Genomic DNA, 21,308 nt, shown 5'->3' with positions numbered 1-21,308 from the left:
ACACAAAATGGATACCTTCTGAATAAATATCACGCCTGACAGGCTCATCAACCTATTTTAAATCAACAAAACGGTGCCAACTATCTGGAAGCGATAATTGGCACCGTTTTTTACTTATTTCGAGACTGTTTTGTCCCTGTCTCTTTTTGATCCAGCTGGACCGAAGCTTCGGTTTACTCTGTTTCAAGAAGAATGGCATCACCGTCAGTCGGGTCAACGAGATAAAACTCCTCGCCCTCCCCGGTGTCTATCCCGTAAATATAGTAACGGGTCACAAACATGGAGGGCTGTTCATTTGCCCTGAATGATTCCATATCCAGTGGTATCAGTTCGCCGTTCCCTGTATGATCGAGGACCCGTTCCGCTCCGTCACTGTATGAATTGGAAGGAAAAACAATATAAAGAAAAATAATAGAGACTACACACAGAACTGCCGTTGAGACAGCATGGCGTTTTTCAAACGTACGCTTGTACAGTTCATAACCTGCAAGACCAAGGATACACGCGCCAATGGTCCAGATAATCGGTTCATTTACTGTCCCGGCATATGTATTCCGGTTGACAGCAGTGGATGCAATCAGAAAAACAGTACTGAATATTGCAACGGTACTGTAAAAAATCAGTCCATATCTTTTATTCATAGCAGAAAAGCTCCTTTGTATGTTTACAGCGTCAGCCTATTCAGTGAGAGGATAATCACCGAGGTGGACAAAGGTGTATCCCGCGTCCAGCAGCTGTGGTACAGCCTGTTTAACACCTTCAGCTGTGCCTGATGAAGGCTGGTTCATGTGAAGAAGAACGATGGAGCCGGGACGACTCTCAAGCAGTGCTGATTCAACCTGGGCAGCACTGTAGGTGGCACCGGCGTCACCGAGAACATCATAGTTTACTGCGGTCAGGCCGGCCATTTCCACAATTTTCACTGCCTGTTCATCGTAGTACGCGGTTCCGGAGCGGAAGTGGGATGGTGCTTTTCCCGTAAGCGAGGCGATATGCTCCTGATTGATGAGTACCTCATCCACTACTTCCTCAGGTGAAGCCGTTCCTTCTATTCCCCAGGCGGTTCTCCCTTCCACAGACAGGGGGAGATGCGCGGTACCGTGGTTTTCGATCGTAAAAAGGGGATTGTCTGCAAGCTCCAGAAAACGGTCTTCATGGTCTTCGATCCACCGGTAATTCATAAACAGGGTGGCCGGAATACCATAGTCTGTTAAAAATGACAGCAGTTCTTCGTCGACCCCGTTTCCTGTGGGTCCCCCGCAGGCATCAAATGTAAGTGCAATCACTTTTTCCTCTGTATCGTGACGGTTTTTTACACCTGATACCCGCTCTCCCCATTCGGAGGCACTCGTGTGCTGATCTGAAAGGCTGTTCAGAATGGCGCTGCGATCAGGTATATCCGCTTCCTCTCCACGACTGCCGCTGAAATCCGGCAGGGTAGCACTGTATTCCCTGAGAGAAGCCTCTCTGAACGGCACGTCCTCATCAGGAGGCAGGAAAATGATTACGAAAGATGCAGCTGTAATAATCACAGCGGTGGCCAGAAGAAGCAGCCATTTATGTACGCTTTTCACCTGATTTCCCCCCCGTCAAATTCACTCTGTCCAGTTTATCAGATCCTCGCTGCCCTTAAAAGTGCCCCGGTTTTACACGTTTGAACAGGTATAGATATAATAAAGGGAGAAATGTACCCGGAGTCAGTCACCGCTTTGAAATCAATCTAAAGAGGTGATCGGAAATATGAACAGCTCAATGATTTCAGATGAATATGTTCAGCTGTACAGAAGCATAGCTGATGTGCAGATTAAGGTGAGAGGAAGGGCTGAAGGGATCTGGCAGGAATCAGACCTTCCGGATGAAGACCTGATTGACCCTGAATTTCCTGTGATCGGCCAGCTTGAAAGTCCCCCAGTAACAGCAGGAGCGTTCGCAGAAGCACTGGAGCTGATTGCAGCAGAAATGAAAGAAGGGATGACGGAGCTGGCCGAAGATTTCGGACGCTGTATAAGTCTGATTCATGACGGCACAAGCAGCTATCAGTGGATGAAGGAAGCCCTACGATATAATCCTGCCTATTTTCAGGATGTGTCCGACCAAAATGGTATTGCCCCATGGCTTCCGCACTTTCTTGCAGAACAGGCACTGCGGCCGTTTCTACAGGTACTGAGTGAAAAGGCAGCTCCACTCCTTGGAAATATGAATACAGGCGGAGTATGTCCGTGCTGTGGAGAACCTGTGCGCCTGAAGGTGGAAGCGGCCCATAATAAGGAACGCTTCCTGTGTCCAAGATGTGAAACGGCCTGGCACCGTTCTGCTTCAGGGTGCGCCCACTGCGGTGAAAAAGAAGAAGGGGCTGTTATCCGGCTTACGGTTAAAGAAGAACCGGGAAGCGAACTGGAAGTGTGTGAACGGTGCCGTCAATTCGTCAAAGTGATAAAAGAGCAGAGTGGAGAGGACCGGGCGGCCATCCTGGATCTCATGACCATCCACCTGGACTATATCGCCAGGGAAGAGGGGTACGAGACCGGTGAAACGGACTGATCATTGCTGAAGGAGAGGTTTGTATGCGCGTTTCGGGAATTATTGTGGCAGGCGGCCAATCGAGAAGAATGGGTCAAAACAAGGCGCTGATGGCAATCGGCGGAAAACCCGTTATTGAACGGATCCGGAATGTGCTGGAACAGTGCTGCAGTACCGTTTTAGTCGTTAGTAATGACCCGGATCCCTATCTTTTCCTTGGAAATACAATCATTCGAGACAGGTTTGAAGGACTAGGTCCACTTGCAGGAATTCATGCCGGGCTCTCCCGGCAGCAGAGCAGCCTTTATGTCGTCTCTGCATGTGATGTCCCCTTCCTTTCCCGTGAAGTGGTGGAAATGCTCGTTCAGGAGGCAGTGGCCCATCCGGATGCAGATGCGATCATCCCTTCATCCGGGGGGAGGCTTCATCCATTGTGTGCTGTTTACCGCTCATCTGCCTTTCCCGCCATTGAACGCGCACTGAAGGAAGAGCGCCTGAAACTTATGGACGCCCTCGGTGAACTCCAGGTTTTGTCACCAGGAGAGAAAGCGGCGGACCGGCGGGGGATCAGCAGGGAAGTGTGGGAACAGAATTTTTATAATATGAACCGTCCGCAGGAGTATGAAGGAGCTGTACGCTTATCTTCAGAAAAGAAGCCGTGACTGAATAAAACGCCTCGCTGTTTCTGCATACTATCAGGAGATGCAGAAGAGCGGGAGGGCGCGAGCCGTGGCAGAAGACAAACAGACGTGGGCTTTAATATCCGTTGCCTCTATTCCATTAGTCATGACACTCGGAAACAGTATGCTGATTCCGGTACTGCCGACAATGGAAAAAGAGATGGGGGTGTCAGCCCTTCAGGTAAGTATGGTCATTACGGTTTATTCCGTTGTGGCCATCATTCTTATTCCCATAGCCGGTTTTCTGTCCGATCAGTACGGGCGGAAAAAGGTCATAATTCCGAGTCTGCTCATAGCGGCTGTTGGAGGGGCTATTTCCGGCTGGGCAGCATGGCAGCTTCCCAACCCATATGCGCTGATTATTGCGGGACGATTCCTTCAGGGGGTGGGGGCAGCAGGGGCAGCCCCCATTGTTATGCCGCTGGTAGGAGACATGTTCAAAAACGAACAGGATGTGAGCAACGGACTCGGGATCGTGGAAACGTCCAATACATTCGGAAAGGTGCTCAGCCCGATTCTCGGGGCTGCACTGGCGGCTGTTGTCTGGTATCTGCCGTTTTTCGCCTTTCCGGTATTCTGTCTCATTTCCGTTTTACTGATGGTTTTACTCGTTCATACGCCGAAAAAATCGGACAAACCTCCGAAATTCAAAGAATTCCTCAAGTCCATAAAAAAAGTGTTTCATCAGGAAGGGCGCTGGCTGTATGCCATTTTCGGGGTCGGCTGTATCTGTATGTTCGTCATTTTCGGTATTCTGTTTTACCTGTCCACCCTGCTTGAGGAGGAACACGGCATTAAGGACATCAAAAAAGGTGTCATTCTGGCGATTCCGCTGGCTGCACTCTGTTTGTCTTCGTACGTAACAGGGAAACTGATTGGTAAAGATAAAAACCTGATGAAATGGGCCACACTTACTGGTCTCCTGCTGCTGATGGTGTGTAATATCTGTGTAGCTTTCAGTAAGGATATTTATGTCCTTTTAAGTGCCATGTTTGCGAGCGGGATTGGCATCGGTGTGGCGCTGCCGTGTATGGATGCACTCGTGACCGAAGGAATTGCTAAAGAACAGAGGGGGACCGTCACCTCCATCTATTCGAGTATGCGCTTTGTCGGTATTGCCCTGGCACCTCCGGTCATTGCACTTCTTATGAAAGCGTCCCACCCTCTTCTTTTTGCTGTACTCGCAGGGGTTTCGTTAGTGGCTGCTGTTCTGACGGTTCTTTTTATCCGTCCCCATGAAAAAAACTATGCGGAATAATGGACAGTTCCTGTCAGGTTTCATACAATATCGATAAGCGTCGGGAATTAGCGGAATCGATCAGACTGTGCCGGCGGACAACCGGGGAGTGATGAAAGTGGGCAAGATGCAAACATTCAGGGACTACTATAATAATCAGGTGGATTATTCCACGGAGGACCATCCGTTCTCATCAAGCCCGAAAAATGTCTGGGTTGTCTGCCGGTACCGCGGCAGCTGGCTTCTCACCCTGCACCCGTCAAGGGGTCTTGAATTTCCGGGAGGGAAAGTTGAACAGGGGGAGGATCCGGCTGAGGCAGCCAGGCGTGAAGTATTTGAGGAAACCGGCGGTGTTGTAAGGGAACTTCACTATGTAGGTCAGTACCGTGTAAAAGGAAAACAGGAAACAGTGATTAAAAATGTCTATTTTGCTGAAGTGGATAATCTCATCACACGGAGCAACTATCACGAAACCAAAGGGCCCAGGCTGTTAAAAACGCTTCCTGACAACGTGCGTACGAGCAGAAGGTACAGTTTTATTATGAAAGACGATGTGCTTCCCCTGAGTCTGGAACAGGTAAGAAAAAGGTTCGTAACAGCATAATGGCGCTGTACATAAAAAAGCTGGAATAAGACTGTCTTTAATAAGTTGGCTCTGTTAAATCTTAATGTTGATTTTAAAAAAGTTGATTGGAGCGAAAGCGCGACACTCCTGCGGGAACAGCAAAGAACATCTGCTTCATGAGTATGCTGTGATCTGCTTCGACGCAGGCTGCTTCGGAGCTTTTCCTGCAGAGGAAGAAGCACCAACGGAAGACCCCGCAGGGCGGTTTTCCCGAGGAGGCTGCAGTGGTGCCCGCGGAAAGGGAGCGCAGTGAGCGAAAATCAACAACGAACTTTAACAGAGCCAATAAGTTAATGAGGCTCCAATTATCAGAAGAGGATAATCGGAGCCTCATTTGTTTTCAGGGCTGAGCACTTCGGCGTTTTTTTATGCTAAGGGGTTATGCCCGGTGTTTCATAAGCTTCCGTTCAAGAAGTTCCACCAGCTGGTACATAAGAGTGGCAAGTACAGCGATTACAAGGAGACTCATCATAACGAGTGTGAAATTGAACACCTGGAACCCGTAAATAATGAGGTATCCGAGTCCCTGTTTGGAAACGAGGAACTCTCCTACAATGACTCCCACCCACGCAAGACCAACATTAACTTTCAGCGTGGAAATGATCGTTGGGAACGAGGCGGGAAGAACAACAGAGAAAAATGACCTCTGCTTGGAAGCTCCGAATGAGCGGATCACCTTAACGTAATTCTCATCCACTTCACGGAAGGCATTGTACACTACGATTGTCGTGATGATGACCGAGATCAGTGCCCCCATCGCGATAATCGAGGTGAAACCTGGGCCGAGTCCCACAATCAGGATCGGACCAAGCGCTACTTTAGGCATGGAATTCAATACCACAAGATAAGGATCCATTACTCTGGAAAGAAAGCGGGACCACCAGAGCATGGCTGCCATCCCCGTGCCTGCCACTGTTCCCAGTATAAAACCCAGAATGGTTTCAAACAGGGTAACAGACGAATGAACAAATATCGAACCGTCTGAAACCCTCAGCATGAGCAGATTCCAGACGCGCGTTGGAGAGCTGAAAAGGAGCGGGTCGAGAATCCGCTGGGCGGCAAGATATTCCCAGGCTGCAAAAAAAAGAATGAGAATGGCAAGCTGGGTTAAACGGACCAGCCTTTTTTCACGCTTCAGTCCCCGGACGTATTCACTGTGAAGCTGCTTCGTTTGAGGTGCCAAAGGACTCCAGCTCCTTCCAGATTTCCTGAAACAGACCGGAAAAGGCGGGGTGATTTCTTGCCTCGAATGGCAGAAGTCCTTTCAGTTCATCAGGTACCCTGAAAATCCGGTGTACGGATGCCGGACGTGGTGAGAGCATGACAATGCGGTCACTCATGGCAATCGCCTCACCGATATCGTGGGTTACAAGAACGGCTGTCTTCCGGTGCATCCGGATCGTTTTGGAAACGAGATCCTCCAGCTTCAGTTTCGTCTGATAATCAAGTGCCGAAAATGGTTCATCAAGCAGAAGGAGCTTCGGTTCGGTTGCAAGCATTCTTACAAGAGCAGCCCGCTGGCGCATGCCTCCTGAAAGCTGGGAGGGGTACTCATCGATGTGATCCCCAATACCGATTTCCTTTAACAGGTTAAGGGCGTGCTGCTCTTTTTCCCTCGTGTAGGCTCCGGTTGTGTGCAGACCAATCAGAATGTTTTTCCTGATCGTCAGCCAGGGGAAAAGATAATCCTGCTGCAGCATATAGCCGGTGGCAGGTGTTGGCCGCTCCACAAGACTGCCGTCCAGAAGCACTTTTCCTGCTGTTGGTCTGAGGAGTCCCGAAACCATCGATAGAAGGGTCGTTTTTCCGCACCCGCTCGGACCGATCAGGGAGACAAACTCTCCTCTGCTGACGGTGAAGTTGAGTCCGCTGATCGCTTCGGTCATGGAGGTTTTCGTAAAGTACGTTTTTTCAACGTCCCGAAATTCAAGTAAAGCGGTCAATAAAAGCACCCCATCCCTTATTCCACCCGATCGGCAAAGTCTGTATTCACAAGAGTGTCATAATCAATGCGGCGCGGCAGTTCACCGGCTTCATCCATAATATCCTGAAGCCGCTCCCACGCCTCTTCGTTCAGCTTTGGTGCTGGTGCATACGATCCCTGACTGCGGTAACGCTCCACGACACTCTCAATAACGTCCAGTGGGGTATCTTCAAAGAAATCGGCGATCGATTCGGCTACCACAGCGGCGGGCTGTTCATGGACCCAGGCCTGGGCACGTGCAAGAGCACGCGTGAACGCTTCAACAGTCTCATCGTTGTTATCCAGATAGCTTTCTTTTGCCATGAAAACGGTATAAGGCACCTCACCGGACTCGGTTCCAAATGAATCAATGATATGGCCGATGCCTTCCTGTTCAAACAGGGTGGCCTGCGGCTCAAAAAGCTGGACATAGTCACCGGTTCCGCTTGCGAAGGCGGAGGCAATGTTACCGAAATCGATGTTCTGAATCAGATTCAGATCCCGGCGCGGGTCGATATCGTGCTGCTTGAGCACATATTCTCCAACCATCTGCGGCATTCCGCCCCGGCGCTGCCCCAGGAAAGTAGAGCCTTTCATATCCTCCCACTCGAAATCCTCCGTTTTTTCACGTGAAACAAGGAACGTACCGTCTGTACGGGTAAGCTGTGCAAAGCTGATTGCCGGATCATTGGCTCCCTGGGCATAAACATATATGGACGTCTCGGCTCCAACGAGCGCGATATCAGCTCCACCGGAAAGCAGCGCGGTCATCGTCTGGTCACCGCCCCAGGTGGTGGTAAGCTCCACATCGAGTCCCTCGTCCTCAAAGAATCCTTCTGAAATTGCAACGTACTGCGGAGCGTAGAAGATGGACCGCGTCACTTCTGCCACACGTACTTTCTCCGACCCGCCCCAGGAGCAGGCTGTAATGGAAAATGTAAGCAGAAATGCCACGGCAAGAATGCTGTATCGTTTCAATGTGTTCATCTGATTTCCTCCCGTATCACACATTTGGGTATTCGCTGATGGAATAGTGTATGTGTGAGGATGGGAGGGTGTGAGAGGATGTTCAGCAAATGAAAAAAGACCGGGAGACCGGTCTTACTGGAACGCTTTATAGCCGAATCCGAAGTGGATAACAAGAAATACAACAAGCATCAGGACAAGCCCCATGATGAGGCCCCGGAAGGCTTCACCGATTCCGTCGTCGAACTTCTGTTCTTTGTCCGTCTTCATAAGCGAGTCTCCTTTTCAGGTGGGTTAGTTCATAGTATGGACAGGTTTACCTGAATATAACGAGGGGGAGAGGGAGAGCATGAAAAAACCTTCCTGCACGAGGCAGGAAGGTTCGGATCGTTATTATGTTGTTTTCGGTCCGGCATCCCGGATGTCGTCCGAAATGTCACGGAATTTCCGGAAGTTCTCCTCAAACTTGCTGGCAAGTTCCATTGCCTTTGCATCGTAAGCCTCTTTGTCGTTCCACGTCTGACGTGGAAGAAGAACATCGTCAGGAACACCGGGGCAGTGAACAGGGACCTGGAGACCGAAGAAACGGTCCGTCTCTGTTTCAGCTGCAGACAGTTCCCCCTGAAGGGCAGCCTGGACCATGGCCCGTGTATAACCGAGGTTCATCCGCTTGCCGACACCGTACGGTCCTCCTGACCAGCCTGTGTTGACAAGATAAACTTCCACATCGTGCTGGTTAATGCGCTCACCGAGCATTTCCGCATAACGGTAGGCCGGAAGCGGCAGGAACGGAGCACCGAAGCAGGTGGAGAATGTGGCTGTCGGTTCTGTAATCCCGCGCTCTGTACCTGCCAGTTTGCTCGTATAACCGCTCAGGAAGTGATACATCGCCTGTTCTTTTGTAAGACGGCTGATCGGAGGCAGCACGCCAAAGGCATCAGCTGTCAGGAAGATAATTGTGTTAGGGTGACCCGCCACACTCGGTGTCATCGCGTTCGGGATCGCTTCAAGCGGATAGGCAGCCCGTGTATTTTCGGTAAAGAAAGTATTATCGTAGTCCGGTTCCCGTGTCTCATCGTCCACTACGACATTTTCCAGCACGGAACCGAAACGGATCGCATTATAAATCTGCGGCTCTTTTTCCGCACTCAGATTCACACATTTTGCATAGCAGCCGCCTTCGATGTTAAACACACCGTTATGGGACCAGCCGTGCTCATCGTCCCCGATCAGGTTCCGGTTTGTATCGGCAGAGAGCGTTGTTTTTCCAGTGCCGGAAAGCCCGAAAAACAGGGCCACATCGCCTTCCCGGCCAACGTTGGCAGAACAGTGCATCGGGAATATATCCTTTTCGGGAAGGAGGTAGTTCATGACAGAGAAAATGGACTTTTTCATTTCACCTGCATACTCGGTCCCGCCGATCAGGACTGTGCGCTTTTCGAATGAGACGATGATGAACGTTTCTGAATTTGTACCGTCCACTTCAGGATCTGCCTTGAAGCCCGGGGCACTGACGATCGTAAACTCAGGTACGGTATTTTTGATTTCCTCTTCGTCCGGGCGGATGAAGAGCTGGCTTGCAAACAGGTTGTGCCAGGCGAATTCATTGACCACACGGATTGGAAGCTGATGCTGTCTGTCTGCCCCAGCTATGGCGTCTCGTACAAAGATTTCTTCTTTTTGTCCTAAGTAGTCGAGCACTTTTACGTAAAGGCTTTCAAAAACGTCGGAAGAAATAGGCTGGTTGACGCTTCCCCAGTCGATTTTATCGTGTACAGAGCGCTCATCCACAATAAATTTATCTTTAGGCGAGCGTCCGGTATAGGCACCTGTTGTGGCCCGGAAAGCGCCAGTGGAGGTGATGAGTCCCTCGTTCCGGTCAAGTGCTTTTTCAATCAATCGTGCTGCTGGCAGGTTACTGTGCACCGTACTGTTTTTTACCATACGGTCCAATTCGGTTTCAAAATGGAGGGTACTCATCTTCACATCAAACCCTTTCGTTTAAATATATAAAGTGGATAAATGAATGACTTGGTCGCTGTAATTAGTATAACACATTAATTGTATTAGTCTATACTATATGGACGGAAATTGTGCCGTTTTTTTAAGTGGTTTTATTATAATAATGAAAGAAGGGCGAATGGTGACAGACGGGAGGAGGAAGTCATTTCCTCAGTTGACTGTCATCTCAAATTGTTGACAGGACAGGGAAAGTCCGTTATTATGACAGACGAACGGATACTCTTATCCCGAGTTGGCGGAGGGACAGGCCCGACGAAGCCCAGCAACCATCACCTCTTTTACATATCCGGTGAACGGTGCTAACCTGCAAGACAATCTGTCTTGAAGATAAGAGGTTAAAGGCGGACGGATCAAACCTTTTCCTCGACCGGGAAAAGGTTTTTTTGTGACTTAATTGAGACAGAAGTCAGCTCAGAGAGAGGTTCTGAGTTTTCTGCCGGGAGAATGAGTACCGTCACTACAATACACAAATCCTATTCATAGAAGAGGATCAAGGAGGTACATGTTGTGGCAGAAAAAAGAAGAAGATTATTTACATCAGAATCAGTAACGGAAGGTCACCCGGATAAGATCTGTGACCAGATTTCCGATGCAATACTAGATGAAATTATGAAAAATGACCCGAATGCCCGGGTTGCCTGTGAAACTTCAGTAAATACAGGGCTTGTGCTCGTTGCAGGAGAGATTTCCACTTCAACCTACGTGGATATACCGAAAGTGGTCCGGGAGACAGTGAAGGAAATCGGCTACACGCGGGCGAAGTACGGCTTCGACTACGAAACGTGTGCCGTGCTCACGTCAATCGATGAGCAGAGTGCCGATATTGCCCAGGGTGTGGACAAGGCCCTTGAGGCACGTGAAGGGCAGATGTCCGATGAGGAAATTGAAGCCATCGGTGCCGGAGACCAGGGTCTGATGTTCGGTTATGCGGACAATCAGACACCTGAGCTTATGCCGCTTCCAATCTCTCTTTCCCATAAGCTTTCCCGCCGCCTCAGCGAGGTGCGCAAGGATGGAACTCTTTCCTACCTGCGCCCGGACGGGAAAACACAGGTTACAGTGGAGTACGATGAGAATGGTCAGCCTTCTCACATCGATACGATCGTCATTTCCACCCAGCACCATCCGGAAGTAACCCTGGAAACAATTCAGGCTGATCTTAAAAAGCATGTAATCGGGCCGGTTGTGCCGGAAAACCTGATCGATGAGAAAACAAAGTACTTCATCAACCCGACAGGGCGTTTTGTCATCGGCGGACCACAGGGCGACGCAGGTCTTACAGGCCGTAAAATCATCGTGGACACGTATGGCGGTTACGCCCGTCACGGCGGCGGAGCTTTCTCCGGGAAAGACGCGACGAAAGTGGACCGCTCTGCAGCGTATGCAGCCCGTTACGTGGCGAAAAACCTTGTGGCAGCGGGTCTTGCAGACCGCTGTGAAGTACAGCTTGCGTACGCGATTGGCGTTGCACAGCCTGTCTCCATTGCCATCGATACGTTTGGAACCGGAAATGTAAGCGAAGACGTGATGGTGGATGTGATCCGCGAAAACTTCGACCTTCGTCCGGCAGGCATCATTAAAATGCTCGATCTCCGCCGCCCGATTTATAAACAGACAGCGGCATACGGTCACTTTGGCCGCACGGATGTGGATCTTCCGTGGGAACGTACAGACAAAGCAGACCTGTTAAAACAGCAGGCGAACAAAAAAGCAGGGAAATAACAGTGTGAAAAAACAGCCCCGGAACTTTTCCGAGGGCTGTTTCTTTGAATTCTCCTCTTATCCTGGAAGATTCCCCCCCCCGGATCAGGCAGGGCTCTGTTCATGCTGTCTGCTTCTGTGAGCTTCTTCATAACCGGCAATCAGATCGGAGAAAATTTTACTCCATGACTGGGTCCTGGCATAGCTTCTGGCTCTGGCGCCCATTAACCGCCGTGTCGGTGCTGATGAAAGAAGCGTTTCCACAGCGGTGCCGAAACTTTCTGCTGACGCGGGTTCGCACATTTTTCCTGTTACACCGTCAGTGACGATTTCCTGAACCCCTCCGGAGCGGGCGACAACAGCGGGCGTACCGGATGCGAGCGCTTCAAGAACGACATTGCCGAACGTTTCCGTGGAAGACGGAAAAACGAAAAGGTCGGCAGCGGCGTAGGCTTGTGCGAGATCCGTACCATCGAGGTACCCTGTAAAAAGAACGCTGTCCCCGTGTCTGTCTTTCATATCCTGGAGTACAGGGCCATCCCCTGTAATCACCCACTGCGTATTCTGTTTCAGGAAGGGGTTCATCGTTTCAATGACCTTGGACAGGACAGAGATGTCTTTTTCGGGAGCCACACGCCCTGCATAGAGGAGGATATGTTTTTTTCCAATCGCGTATTTCTGCCGGAACGTTCCATCGTTACGGGCCGGTGAAAAGTGGTCACAGTCCACCCCGCGGGGCCAGAGTTCGAGATGCTTGAATCCTCTGTGCAGAAGATGCTTTCTCGTTTCAAGGGACGGGACAAAGATTTTCTCCGCTCCTTCGTGAAACCATCGCTGGTACTTCCAGATCCACGGCATCGCAAATCCGAGATTATAGTACTTGAGGTACGAGTCAAAATGGGTATGGTAGGAAGCGACAAACGGTACGTTGTATTTACGTGCATAACGGAGCCCGCACAGTCCCATATTGAACGGAGTGGCGACGTGAAGCAGTGTCGGTCTGAATTTATGAAGCTGCTGGCGGACTGTAAGCAGATTCGGGAATGCCAGTCGGCACTCCGGATAAAGGAAAAAAGGAAGGCTTGCAAAACGGTGCACGTTGGTCTTGAACAGCGGTTCCTCATGTACGGTATCAGGTACAAAAACTTCATGTTCAATGCTTTGGTTTTCCATGTACGTAACAAGACGCTGGAGTGTTTTGGCGACGCCGTTTACCTGTGGGGTAAACGTATCTGTAAACAAAGCGATCCTCATCCATTCACCCTCCCTGTGATTTACTGTTATTCAACCTGCAGCCCGGACCATTTCCCGGTCAGAAAAACGGTCCAAGCAAAAACGCTGCAGTGGTACCGAGCATGGCTCCGGCAATCACGTCCGAAGGGAAGTGAAGGCCGATTGTAATTCGTGATATGGCTACGAGGACTGCCACCGGCAGAAGGACCGGGATTAGTAAGGAGGATGCAGTCATGTATGGGACAAGCATGGAAAAGACGGCGGTTGTATGACCTGATGGAAATGAGCTGTCCTGAAGAGGGTTTCCTGTGACATAGGATTCTCCGATAACGACGTAGGGACGATGGCGCCTGAAACTGCGCTTAAGCGCGGTGACGAACACGTGACTGAGTAGGAGTGCTGTTGCTGAGTGGAGTACGATGATCCGCCATTCCGGAGGTGCTGCCGCAAGGAGTACGAGTGTTATTGAAATGGTCGCCGGTGCTCCTCCGAGGTGGGTGAGCATCCCCATAACGGTGTGATAGACTGTCGCCTGCCTGCACCCGTTGATGGCTCTGAATACATTTCGGTTCTGAGCGTTCATCCAATCAAAAGATTTCACGTACTGGTTCCTCCTTTTTCGTTCATTGTTCCTACTAACAGGATATTAGGGGAACGTTAAGTTAGAGTTAGGGAAGTGTGAAGGTTTCATAAAATTGAAGAGGGAGTAACTTAACAGTGTGACCGGGAGTGATTACAGTAAAAAAACGCACCCCTGTGTGAGGACTGCGTCTGATCTTCGTGCTATAGACTTCCTTTTCGGATAACTTCCTTATAGTACTGGCCTTTCTCAACATACTCCCTCCGGATGCGGGCCATGTCCTTTTTGTCCTCCTCGTTTAGTTCCCGTACGACTTTTGCAGGACGCCCGAGTGCCAGTGTGCCCGGCGGAATGGTTTTTCCCGGTGGTACGAGGCTGCCTGCACCGACGAAAGCTCCTTCACCAATCTCAGCCCGGTCAAGGATGGTTGCCCCCATGCCGATCAGGGCGTCTTTTTTGACCACACAGCTGTGGAGAATGCACTGGTGCCCCACTGTAACGCCGTCTTCAAGAATAAGCGGATTTTCCGGACTTTGATGCAGCGTACTGTTGTCCTGGATGTTGACTCCCTCACCGATATAAGTAGGGGCCACATCGCCGCGGATAACGGTGTTAAACCAGATGCTCGCATCTTTTTTTACGTGGACGTCACCGGTAATGACAACTCCATCTGCCAGGAAAGCATCCTGGTGGACCTGTGGTGTATACTCTTTGTAAGGATATAATTTCACGGGAAAAGCTCCTCTCTATGTAAAGGCTTTATATAAAGTTTATCAGAATATCTGCCGATTTGCCCGCTGTAACAAAGTGCCGGCTTTCATAATGAAAAAAAGGAGGGCTTTCTGATGTGGATTAGGGAAACTTCTGAAAAAGAGCCCAAAGGGGTATTCGTAATTGTCCACGGTGCAGGGGAATACCATGTACGCTACGAATGGGTCGTACAGCAGCTCAACAGATCCGGCTACCATGTGATAATCGGGGATTTACCGGGTCAGGGAACGACCACCGGGAGAAGGGGACACGTCTCGGAGTTCCCGGAATACTTCCGTCAGGTCAGGCCATGGCTGAGGGAAGCACGTGGGTACGGCCTGCCTGTCATTCAGCTCGGACACAGTATGGGAGGACTGATTTCCCTGCTCGTTCAAAATGAAATTAAACCGTCCCTGAGGCCTGATATTCTCGTTCTTTCTTCACCGTGTCTCGGGCTGGCCAATACACCTCCGATTTATAAGAGAGCAATCTCCAGGGTCCTGAATCAGGTGTGGCCGACCCTTTCACTGCCTTCAGGACTTGAGCCGGGTTCCGGCACAAGAGATGAGAAGATGCGTGCGAGGGACAGGGCAGATGCATCCCTTGTAAAAAAAGTGAGTGTCCGATACTACAGGGAACTGACAGCGTCGATCCGGCGGGCCCACGAAGAGGCCTCGCTTTTTCCGGATCTGCCTTTGTTTGTTATGCAGGGGGGCGACGACCGGATTGTTGATAAGGAAGAAGTGAAGCGTTGGTTTAACGCCCTGGATATTACAGACAAGGCCTACCGCGAGTGGCCCGGTTACTTCCACGAAGTCCTGAATGACCCGGGTAAAGAAGAAGTACTCCTGCAGATGCTCGCGTTTGTGACGGCACGTCTGCACATGGTAAAGTAAATCTATCTGTTAAATAGTGTCTGCCAGGCCCGTGTATTCATGGCTGCCTGGTTCTTTTTTTCAGGGAGGAGGAACAGGTTTGGAAATCTTTTTGTCTGTTGTTTTGCCGGTAATCTGTGTATTTGCCATCGGATTTGCGGTTCAGAAGTGGCAGAAGCTTGATCTCAAGCCCCTGTCCGCAGTGGCTGTCTATGTCATGACACCTGCTCTGGTGTTCCGGACATTTTACGAATCGGAAATGGATATGCAGTACGTGTACATGGTTATTTTCTGTATCATACTTCTGTTTGCACTTATTATTATTAATAAAATTTATGCCCGTCTGATGGGGTATTCCTCATCGCTTGAGAGCGGCCTGATCCTTTCCACAGCGTTTATGAACGCAGGAAATTACGGGGCGCCGATTATCCTGTTTGCCTACGGGGAAATGGCTTTTGCCTATGCTGTTTCGTTCCTCGTGTTTCAGTCCATCATTATGAACTTTTTCGGTGTGTACTACGCAGCCAGGGGAGGAACCGGGATCAAGGTTGCTGTTAAGGCGGTGCTCACGATGCCTGCCACTTATGCTTTTATTGTGGCGCTTGTCATGAAATCTGCGGATCTGGCGATGCCGGGGAACATGTTCCGCACAGTGGATATCATTGCGGATGCAACGATTCCGACAGTCATGATTATTCTTGGAATGCAGCTTGCGAGAATTGAACGTTCCAGCTTTGAGTGGGGGAAAATCAGCTACGCCACGATTCTGAGACTGATTATTTCACCTGTTATTGCCTGGCTAATCACTCTCGTGCTGCCGGTGAACGAGGTTCTGGCAGACACACTTATTGTGCTTGCGGCAATGCCCTCCGCTGCGATGATGGTCATCTATTCGGTTCAGTTTGATACGAAACCGAAACTCGTGTCGAGTATTACCTTTATCTCGACCATCGTAAGCGTATTTACACTGACAGTCCTGCTGATTATTCTCGGTTAAAGGTGCTTTGTGACGCTCCACGGCCGTAGACTGATAGTCTTTTATTTTCAGGGGAAGGAGGCTGGAACAGAAGTGTTTTAATAGATGAAAATCCAAACAATCAATTCGCGTCGCAGGTAAATCGCTCCTGAAATATTCGCCGCTTTCCGCAGGAAGCGGCTGAGCCTCCGCGTGCTCCGCACTGCGGGGTCTCACCTGCGCTTTTCCTCCCGCAGGAGTCGGCGAATATTTCATCCACTTGTCAGCCCTTTTTGTTCGGATTCTCGTCAAAACACTTTACTTCTGTCCCAGCCACACAGAAAGGGTGCTGCCGTTCATGGCAGCACCCTTTCTTTTTACAGACGAAAATCCGAACAATCAATATGCGGTGCAGGTAAATCGCTCCTGAAATATTCGCCACTTTCCGCGGGAAGCGGCTGAGCCTCCGCGTGCTTCGCCCTGCGGGGTCTCACCTGCGCTTTTCCTCCCGCAGGAGTCGGCGAATATTTTCCATCCGCTTGTAAGCGCTTTGGATTCTCATCTAAACCTCTTCTGTCCCAGCCTCTTGGCTGTTTCTATCGTTTTTCCACCGCCACAATAAACGGCGGGCTGTTACGCTGGTTGGTAAACCGGTATTCAAGTACGTGGGCCTTCTCCTGGGGGAGATCCCGTACAAATGACTGAAGGGCATCCCGTTCCACTTTACCCTCGTCGTGGCCGTGATAGACTACCAGAACGATGATTCCGCCTGGTTTCATAACTTGAAACAGTTCCTCTACCGCACGGATGGTCGAGTCAGGTGCCGTTGTCACTGTCTTGTCGCTGCCCGGCAGGTAGCCGAGATTAAAGACGGCGCCGTCAACAGCTGCGTTTTCAGGGAGATGCTGCCTGACGTTTTCATGCCCGTCATGAACGAGTCTGACCCTGTCTGAAAGCTTGAGCTTCGTTGCTGCTTCCAGTCGCTCACGGGTAGAGGCGATGGCCTGCTCCTGCACATCAAAACTGATCACACAGCCGTCTTCTCCTACGCATTTTGCCAGGAATACAGTGTCGTGCCCGTTACCGGCAGTGGCATCAACCGCAAGGCCGCCTTCAGGGACGCAGCGCTCAAGCAGAAAGCGGGCAAAGGGAAGGATGCCGTCCATTGTCATCATTGGACCATCGCCTCCTCATAATACTTTCCCTGCCAGCTGTTGCGGCGCTTCAGCTCCGTATCGATCCCGTTCAGCGCATCCCACTTGTTCATACTCCACATGGGACCGATCATAAGATCCGCGGGTCCGTCACCGGTCAGTCGGTGAATCATCATGTCAGGCGGGAGCACTTCAAGCTGGTCACAGACAAGATTGACATATTCTTCGAGACTGAGAAACTCCACAAGACCTTTTTCATACTGTTTGACCATCGGTGTCTTTTTCAGAAGGTGGAGCAGATGTATTTTGATTCCCTGCACGTCGAGCTTCGCCACTTCACGTGCGGTCTGAAGCATCATTTCGTGGTTTTCCAGAGGAAGACCATTGATGATATGGGAACAGACCCTGATCCCACGGGCACGGAGTTTGTTCACACCTTCAACGTAGCAGGCAAAGTCATGGGCACGGTTGATCAGGTCACCCGTCCGGTCGTGTGCTGTCTGAAGCCCGAGCTCGACCCACAGATAGGTGCGCTCGTTCAGCTCGGCCAGGTAATCGACCACGTCATCAGGGAGACAGTCAGGACGGGTGGCGATGGATAGACCGACGACACCGTCCTGGTTGAGGATCACTTCGTACATCTCACGGAGCTCCTCGACAGGAGCATACGTATTTGTATAGGCCTGAAAATAGCCGATGTATTTCGCTGTTTTCCATTTTCGGTGCATACGGTCACGGATGGTCCTGAACTGGGTGACGAGATCGTCTTTCCGGTCTCCTGCAAAGTCGCCGGATCCCCGCTCACTGCAGAACGTGCAGCCGCCGCTGGCTACTTTCCCATCCCGATTCGGACAGTCAAAGCCGGCATCGAGGGGGACCTTAAAGATCTTTTCACCGAACTCCTTCTTCAGGTGGCTGTTCCACGTCCGGTATCTTTTTTCTCCAAACTCGGGAGGTACCTGTTGTGTCAATGGTGTTCATCCTTTCAGCTGATGCAGTGCTTTCATAATGCCGTCGGTCGCACGGGATATATCGGTGCGGGAAATGTCACGATGTGTTGTCAGACGGACGGTGAAGGGGCCGAAAGAAACGGCGAGAATGTTCTGTTTCTTCAGTTCCGAGACCCAGTCTTCACTTGAAAGACCCGTTTCAAACGTATCCATCATAATCATGTTCGTTTCAACTTCGTTCATCACCGTGAGGCCCTCCATATTGGAGATCGCTTCAGCGAGAATGGAAGCATGTTCGTGGTCCTGACTGATGAAGTCAAAGCCGTTTTTCAATGCCAGAAGTGCAGGTGCCGCGATTACACCGGCCTGACGGAGCCCTCCGCCGAGGCGCTTGCGCCATTTACGGGCTCGTTCAATAAACGCCCGGTCTCCGGCCAGAATGGAACCGACTGGAGCTCCAAGGCCTTTGGACAGGCAGAACTGAATGGTTGTGGCATGGCGGGCAAACTCTTCTACAGGAACTCCTGCAGCGATCGAGGCGTTGAAAATTCTGGCGCCATCTATATGCACCGGAATACCGTATCTGTCAGCCAGTGCTTTTACTTCTTTTAAATAATCAGCTGACAGCACGGAGCCGCCGCTTTTGTTGTGAGTGTTTTCAAGCCAGATCAGCCCGGTATCGGGAAAATGAACGTCATTTGGACGGATCGCCCCTGCAATGTCGGCAGGAAGAATCTGGCCTTTTTCACTGGAAAGGGTCCGGGACTGAACGCCTGCAAATGCGGCGGTGGCGCCTCCTTCGTAAAGAAAGAGGTGAGCCCTGTCATCCATAATCAGTTCCTCACCCTGACGCATGTGAGTGAGTACGGCAGCCTGGTTCCCCTGGGTACCGCTCGTTACAAAAAGGGCAGCTTCCTTTCCGGCAAGCTGTGCTGCATGTTCTTCCAGCTCAATGACGGATGGATCTTCACCGTAAACATCGTCACCCACCTCAGCGTTTGCCATGGCCTCACGCATTTCTGCAGTCGGGCGTGTTACGGTATCGCTCCGTAAATCAATCATGAGAAATCCTCCTGTATGCATTATTTCTAGTACTCATCCTACCACAGAACAGAGAGTGAACATAACGGGTGTGAGGGTCCATTTTCAGGAATAGGAAAAAAGGGCATTGCTTTATCCGTAAAGGTCATCTAAAATTTCGTTAGATAGACGAAATATTGGGGGGGATACGTATGCCTAAAGCGGTCTGGCTTCTCGTCATCGGGATGGCGATTAACGTGACTGGGGCGTCTTTTTTATGGCCTTTAAACACGATCTATATCCATGTGGAACTGGGTATGTCACTGACAGTTGCGGGAATTGTTATTATGGGGAATGCTGTCATGGGAATTATCGGCAACCTGATCGGCGGGAAGCTGTTTGACCGCATTGGCGGGTACCGGACGATCATTCTCGGGGTTGTCATTACGATGGCCAGTGCGTTTATCCTCGCAGTATTTAATGACTTCTACCAGTATGTCATTCTCATGCTCGGTCTCGGATTCGGTGCAGGAATCATTATTCCTGCCATGTATGCCATGGCAGGGGCGGTCTGGCCGGAAGGGGGCAGGCGCCCGTTTAACGCCATGTATGTGGCGCAGAATATCGGGGTTTCGGTGGGGGCAGCTTCGGGCGGTCTGCTGGCAAGCTACCGTTTTGACCTCGTTTTCCTCGGAAACGGTCTGATGTACCTCAGTTTCTTCATTCTTGCCCTGCTTTTTTTCAGGCATCTGCAGGCAGACAGTGCCTCAGCAGCAGCGACGAACGTGTTCGAACAGAGTCAGGAAGTGGAGAACCGGAAGCGTTTTAAGGCTCTTCTCATTCTATGCGGGGGGTTTCTCATCTGCTGGATCGCCTACGTTCAGTGGCAGACGACGATCAGCGCCCATACTCAGACGCTCGGAATCCCGTTAACCTATTACAGTATCCTCTGGACGATTAACGGGGCCATGATTGTTTTCTGTCAGCCGATCATCAAGCTCCTGATCGGGCGCTGGGTTCATTCACTTAAAGCGCAGATTTATGTGGGCCTCGTAATATTCATGTGTGCCTATCTCGTACTCTCGCAGGCTGAGGTCTATGCAGCCTTTGTGGTGGCCATGGTTATTCTTACATTCGGCGAAATGTTTGTCTGGCCTGCAGTTCCGACCATTGCCCACCAGCTGGCACCGGAAGGAAAGGCCGGATTTTATCAGGGGATCGTAAACAGTATCGGAACGGGGGGCCGGATGATCGGGCCATTCTTCGGCGGTGTTATGGCTGACCTTTTCGGAATGACGGCACTGTTTTACGTCCTTGTCGTTCTTTTCCTTGTTGGATTTGTGACGACCTCCTTATATGACCGGGCACTGACGGATGAACGTATTGGCAGACGGGACATGGAAACGGCGTGACTTTAAGTGAAGGTAAAATATTGAAAGTGCTGTTCCTGTATGAGAACATGGGTTTAAAGGAATTGGAGGAGACGGCGTGAAAGAGTTTGCTGAGTACTTAGGGAAAATTGATAACGAGGAACACCGGGAGCGGGTGGAGGAAGTACTCGCATGGGTAAGAGGAACTTTTCCCGGGTTAGTTCCTGAAATCAAGTGGAACCAGCCCATGTTTACGGACCACGGAACCTTTATTATCGGTTTCAGCACAGCCAAACGTCATTTGGCTGCTGCACCGGAAAGAGCCGGAATTGAACGATTTGCCGGTGATATTGAAAAGGCAGGCTATGATTACACGAAGGAGATTATCCGTATTCCATGGGATCGTCCGGTCGATTTTTCGTTACTTGAAAAAATGATCAGGTTTAATATTGAGGATAAGGCAGACTATACTACTCTGTGGCGGAAATAAAACGCGCTATAAGGGTACGACGCGAATTTCTTCACTGTCCTTTTTGCATAGCTGTTTTCGGAAAGATTGTTGTTTTATTCCGCTGCAGGCGGACGCTTTCACCACAGGCACAAGTGCGACATCCGTTCATGCTTCACGGTGTCTTCTATGCCGCGGGCATCGCTTCAGCCTCCTGGGGAGTGCTTCTGCTTCTTCCTCTGCAAGGTAAGCTTCGAAG

22 protein-coding genes and 1 riboswitch are annotated in these 21,308 nt (G+C 50.5%); of the genes, 9 read left to right on the top strand and 13 right to left on the bottom strand.

All coding sequences use genetic code 11. From position 1 onward, the window contains the following. Nucleotides 1-173 precede the first annotated feature (173 nt). Both FGB90_RS12405 and FGB90_RS12400 read right to left on the bottom strand, forming a co-directional pair. On the bottom strand, nucleotides 174-641 hold the full coding sequence (locus FGB90_RS12405; protein ID WP_138811145.1) for a hypothetical protein: 468 nt from the start codon (nucleotides 639-641) through the stop codon (nucleotides 174-176). A gap of 36 nt (nucleotides 642-677) precedes the next feature. Beyond that, on the bottom strand, nucleotides 678-1,574 hold the full coding sequence (locus FGB90_RS12400) for a polysaccharide deacetylase family protein (protein ID WP_246056164.1): 897 nt from the start codon (nucleotides 1,572-1,574) through the stop codon (nucleotides 678-680). Between the two features lie 166 nt (nucleotides 1,575-1,740). Between FGB90_RS12400 and FGB90_RS12395 the strand changes: the two genes are divergently transcribed. From FGB90_RS12395 to ytkD, 4 genes are all read left to right on the top strand, one after another. Next, nucleotides 1,741-2,541, top strand: a complete 801-nt coding sequence (locus FGB90_RS12395) for a formate dehydrogenase accessory protein FdhE (RefSeq protein ID WP_138811144.1) — start codon at nucleotides 1,741-1,743, stop codon at nucleotides 2,539-2,541. Between the two features lie 23 nt (nucleotides 2,542-2,564). Next, a complete protein-coding gene (gene mobA, locus FGB90_RS12390) occupies nucleotides 2,565-3,182 on the top strand; it encodes a molybdenum cofactor guanylyltransferase (RefSeq protein ID WP_138811143.1) in 618 nt (205 codons plus the stop codon). Between the two features lie 40 nt (nucleotides 3,183-3,222). Beyond that, nucleotides 3,223-4,458, top strand: a complete 1,236-nt coding sequence (gene bcbE / locus FGB90_RS12385; protein ID WP_138811142.1) for a bacillibactin exporter BcbE — start codon at nucleotides 3,223-3,225, stop codon at nucleotides 4,456-4,458. A gap of 106 nt (nucleotides 4,459-4,564) precedes the next feature. Then, complete coding sequence (ytkD, locus tag FGB90_RS12380; protein ID WP_138811244.1) at nucleotides 4,565-5,041, top strand: RNA deprotection pyrophosphohydrolase; 477 nt, start codon at nucleotides 4,565-4,567, stop codon at nucleotides 5,039-5,041. A 400-nt stretch (nucleotides 5,042-5,441) separates the two neighbouring features. Here the strand turns inward: ytkD and FGB90_RS12375 are convergent, their stop codons facing one another. The 5 genes from FGB90_RS12375 to pckA all read right to left on the bottom strand — a co-directional run bounded on the left by FGB90_RS12375 (nucleotide 5,442) and on the right by pckA (nucleotide 9,971). After that, a complete protein-coding gene (locus FGB90_RS12375; protein WP_138811141.1) occupies nucleotides 5,442-6,245 on the bottom strand; it encodes an ABC transporter permease in 804 nt (267 codons plus the stop codon). Next, a complete protein-coding gene (locus tag FGB90_RS12370) occupies nucleotides 6,214-6,948 on the bottom strand; it encodes an ABC transporter ATP-binding protein (RefSeq protein ID WP_138811243.1) in 735 nt (244 codons plus the stop codon). The genes FGB90_RS12375 and FGB90_RS12370 overlap by 32 nt, the downstream gene beginning before the upstream one ends. A 74-nt stretch (nucleotides 6,949-7,022) precedes the next feature. Next, a complete protein-coding gene (locus FGB90_RS12365) occupies nucleotides 7,023-8,003 on the bottom strand; it encodes an ABC transporter substrate-binding protein (RefSeq protein ID WP_438502699.1) in 981 nt (326 codons plus the stop codon). 123 nt (nucleotides 8,004-8,126) lie between these two features. After that, nucleotides 8,127-8,261 (bottom strand): hypothetical protein, encoded by a 135-nt coding sequence (locus FGB90_RS20130; protein ID WP_281280049.1) that lies wholly within the window; start codon nucleotides 8,259-8,261, stop codon nucleotides 8,127-8,129. Nucleotides 8,262-8,384: 123 nt separating this feature from the next. Next, the gene (gene pckA, locus FGB90_RS12360) at nucleotides 8,385-9,971 is read right to left on the bottom strand and encodes a phosphoenolpyruvate carboxykinase (ATP) (RefSeq protein ID WP_138811139.1); all 1,587 of its coding nucleotides are present in this window, start codon (nucleotides 9,969-9,971) and stop codon (nucleotides 8,385-8,387) included. Nucleotides 9,972-10,232: 261 nt separating this feature from the next. Next, a riboswitch (SAM riboswitch) is annotated at nucleotides 10,233-10,347 on the top strand. A 173-nt stretch (nucleotides 10,348-10,520) separates the two neighbouring features. Here pckA and metK point away from each other — a divergent pair. Next, nucleotides 10,521-11,735 carry a methionine adenosyltransferase gene (metK, locus tag FGB90_RS12355; RefSeq protein WP_138811138.1) on the top strand — a complete coding sequence of 405 codons (1,215 nt, stop codon included), beginning with the start codon at nucleotides 10,521-10,523 and terminating at the stop codon, nucleotides 11,733-11,735. An 84-nt stretch (nucleotides 11,736-11,819) separates the two neighbouring features. Here metK and FGB90_RS12350 read toward each other — a convergent pair whose 3' ends face one another. From FGB90_RS12350 to FGB90_RS12340, 3 genes are all read right to left on the bottom strand, one after another. Further along, a complete protein-coding gene (locus FGB90_RS12350; protein WP_138811137.1) occupies nucleotides 11,820-12,968 on the bottom strand; it encodes a glycosyltransferase family 4 protein in 1,149 nt (382 codons plus the stop codon). Between the two features lie 58 nt (nucleotides 12,969-13,026). Then, the gene (locus tag FGB90_RS12345; protein WP_138811136.1) at nucleotides 13,027-13,548 is read right to left on the bottom strand and encodes a phosphatase PAP2 family protein; all 522 of its coding nucleotides are present in this window, start codon (nucleotides 13,546-13,548) and stop codon (nucleotides 13,027-13,029) included. Nucleotides 13,549-13,730: 182 nt separating this feature from the next. Then, nucleotides 13,731-14,258 carry a gamma carbonic anhydrase gene (locus tag FGB90_RS12340; RefSeq protein WP_138811135.1) on the bottom strand — a complete coding sequence of 176 codons (528 nt, stop codon included), beginning with the start codon at nucleotides 14,256-14,258 and terminating at the stop codon, nucleotides 13,731-13,733. A 114-nt stretch (nucleotides 14,259-14,372) separates the two neighbouring features. Here FGB90_RS12340 and FGB90_RS12335 point away from each other — a divergent pair, with 114 nt between their 5' ends. Together FGB90_RS12335 and FGB90_RS12330 are read left to right on the top strand one after the other, a co-directional pair. Then, entirely contained in the window at nucleotides 14,373-15,173 is an 801-nt protein-coding gene (locus FGB90_RS12335; protein ID WP_138811134.1) for an alpha/beta fold hydrolase, read from the top strand. A 79-nt stretch (nucleotides 15,174-15,252) separates the two neighbouring features. Next, a complete protein-coding gene (locus tag FGB90_RS12330; protein ID WP_138811133.1) occupies nucleotides 15,253-16,149 on the top strand; it encodes an AEC family transporter in 897 nt (298 codons plus the stop codon). 554 nt (nucleotides 16,150-16,703) lie between these two features. Here FGB90_RS12330 and mnmM read toward each other — a convergent pair. From mnmM to ltaE, 3 genes are read right to left on the bottom strand one after another with little or no spacing between them, the layout of a single operon-like run. Next, nucleotides 16,704-17,282: a tRNA 5-(aminomethyl)-2-thiouridylate-methyltransferase MnmM gene (gene mnmM, locus FGB90_RS12325; protein ID WP_306419237.1), complete on the bottom strand. Its 579-nt coding sequence runs from the start codon at nucleotides 17,280-17,282 to the stop codon at nucleotides 16,704-16,706. Then, the gene (mnmL, locus tag FGB90_RS12320; protein WP_138811132.1) at nucleotides 17,279-18,232 is read right to left on the bottom strand and encodes a tRNA modification radical SAM protein MnmL/YtqA; all 954 of its coding nucleotides are present in this window, start codon (nucleotides 18,230-18,232) and stop codon (nucleotides 17,279-17,281) included. Before mnmL ends, mnmM begins: the two co-directional genes overlap by 4 nt. A gap of 6 nt (nucleotides 18,233-18,238) precedes the next feature. After that, the gene (gene ltaE / locus FGB90_RS12315; RefSeq protein ID WP_138811131.1) at nucleotides 18,239-19,273 is read right to left on the bottom strand and encodes a low-specificity L-threonine aldolase; all 1,035 of its coding nucleotides are present in this window, start codon (nucleotides 19,271-19,273) and stop codon (nucleotides 18,239-18,241) included. A gap of 170 nt (nucleotides 19,274-19,443) precedes the next feature. Here ltaE and FGB90_RS12310 point away from each other — a divergent pair, with 170 nt between their 5' ends. Both FGB90_RS12310 and FGB90_RS12305 read left to right on the top strand, forming a co-directional pair. Beyond that, the gene (locus tag FGB90_RS12310) at nucleotides 19,444-20,643 is read left to right on the top strand and encodes an MDR family MFS transporter (protein WP_138811130.1); all 1,200 of its coding nucleotides are present in this window, start codon (nucleotides 19,444-19,446) and stop codon (nucleotides 20,641-20,643) included. A 76-nt stretch (nucleotides 20,644-20,719) separates the two neighbouring features. Further along, on the top strand, nucleotides 20,720-21,091 hold the full coding sequence (locus FGB90_RS12305) for an iron chaperone (protein WP_138811129.1): 372 nt from the start codon (nucleotides 20,720-20,722) through the stop codon (nucleotides 21,089-21,091). Nucleotides 21,092-21,308 lie beyond the last annotated feature (217 nt).

It is taken from the genome of Alteribacter natronophilus (genome assembly GCF_006007885.1).
Classification (GTDB): Bacteria; Bacillota; Bacilli; order Bacillales; family Salisediminibacteriaceae; genus Alteribacter; species Alteribacter natronophilus.
The sequence above is the reverse complement of the archived record's forward strand: the minus strand, read 5'-3'. Positions and strand labels throughout refer to the sequence as shown.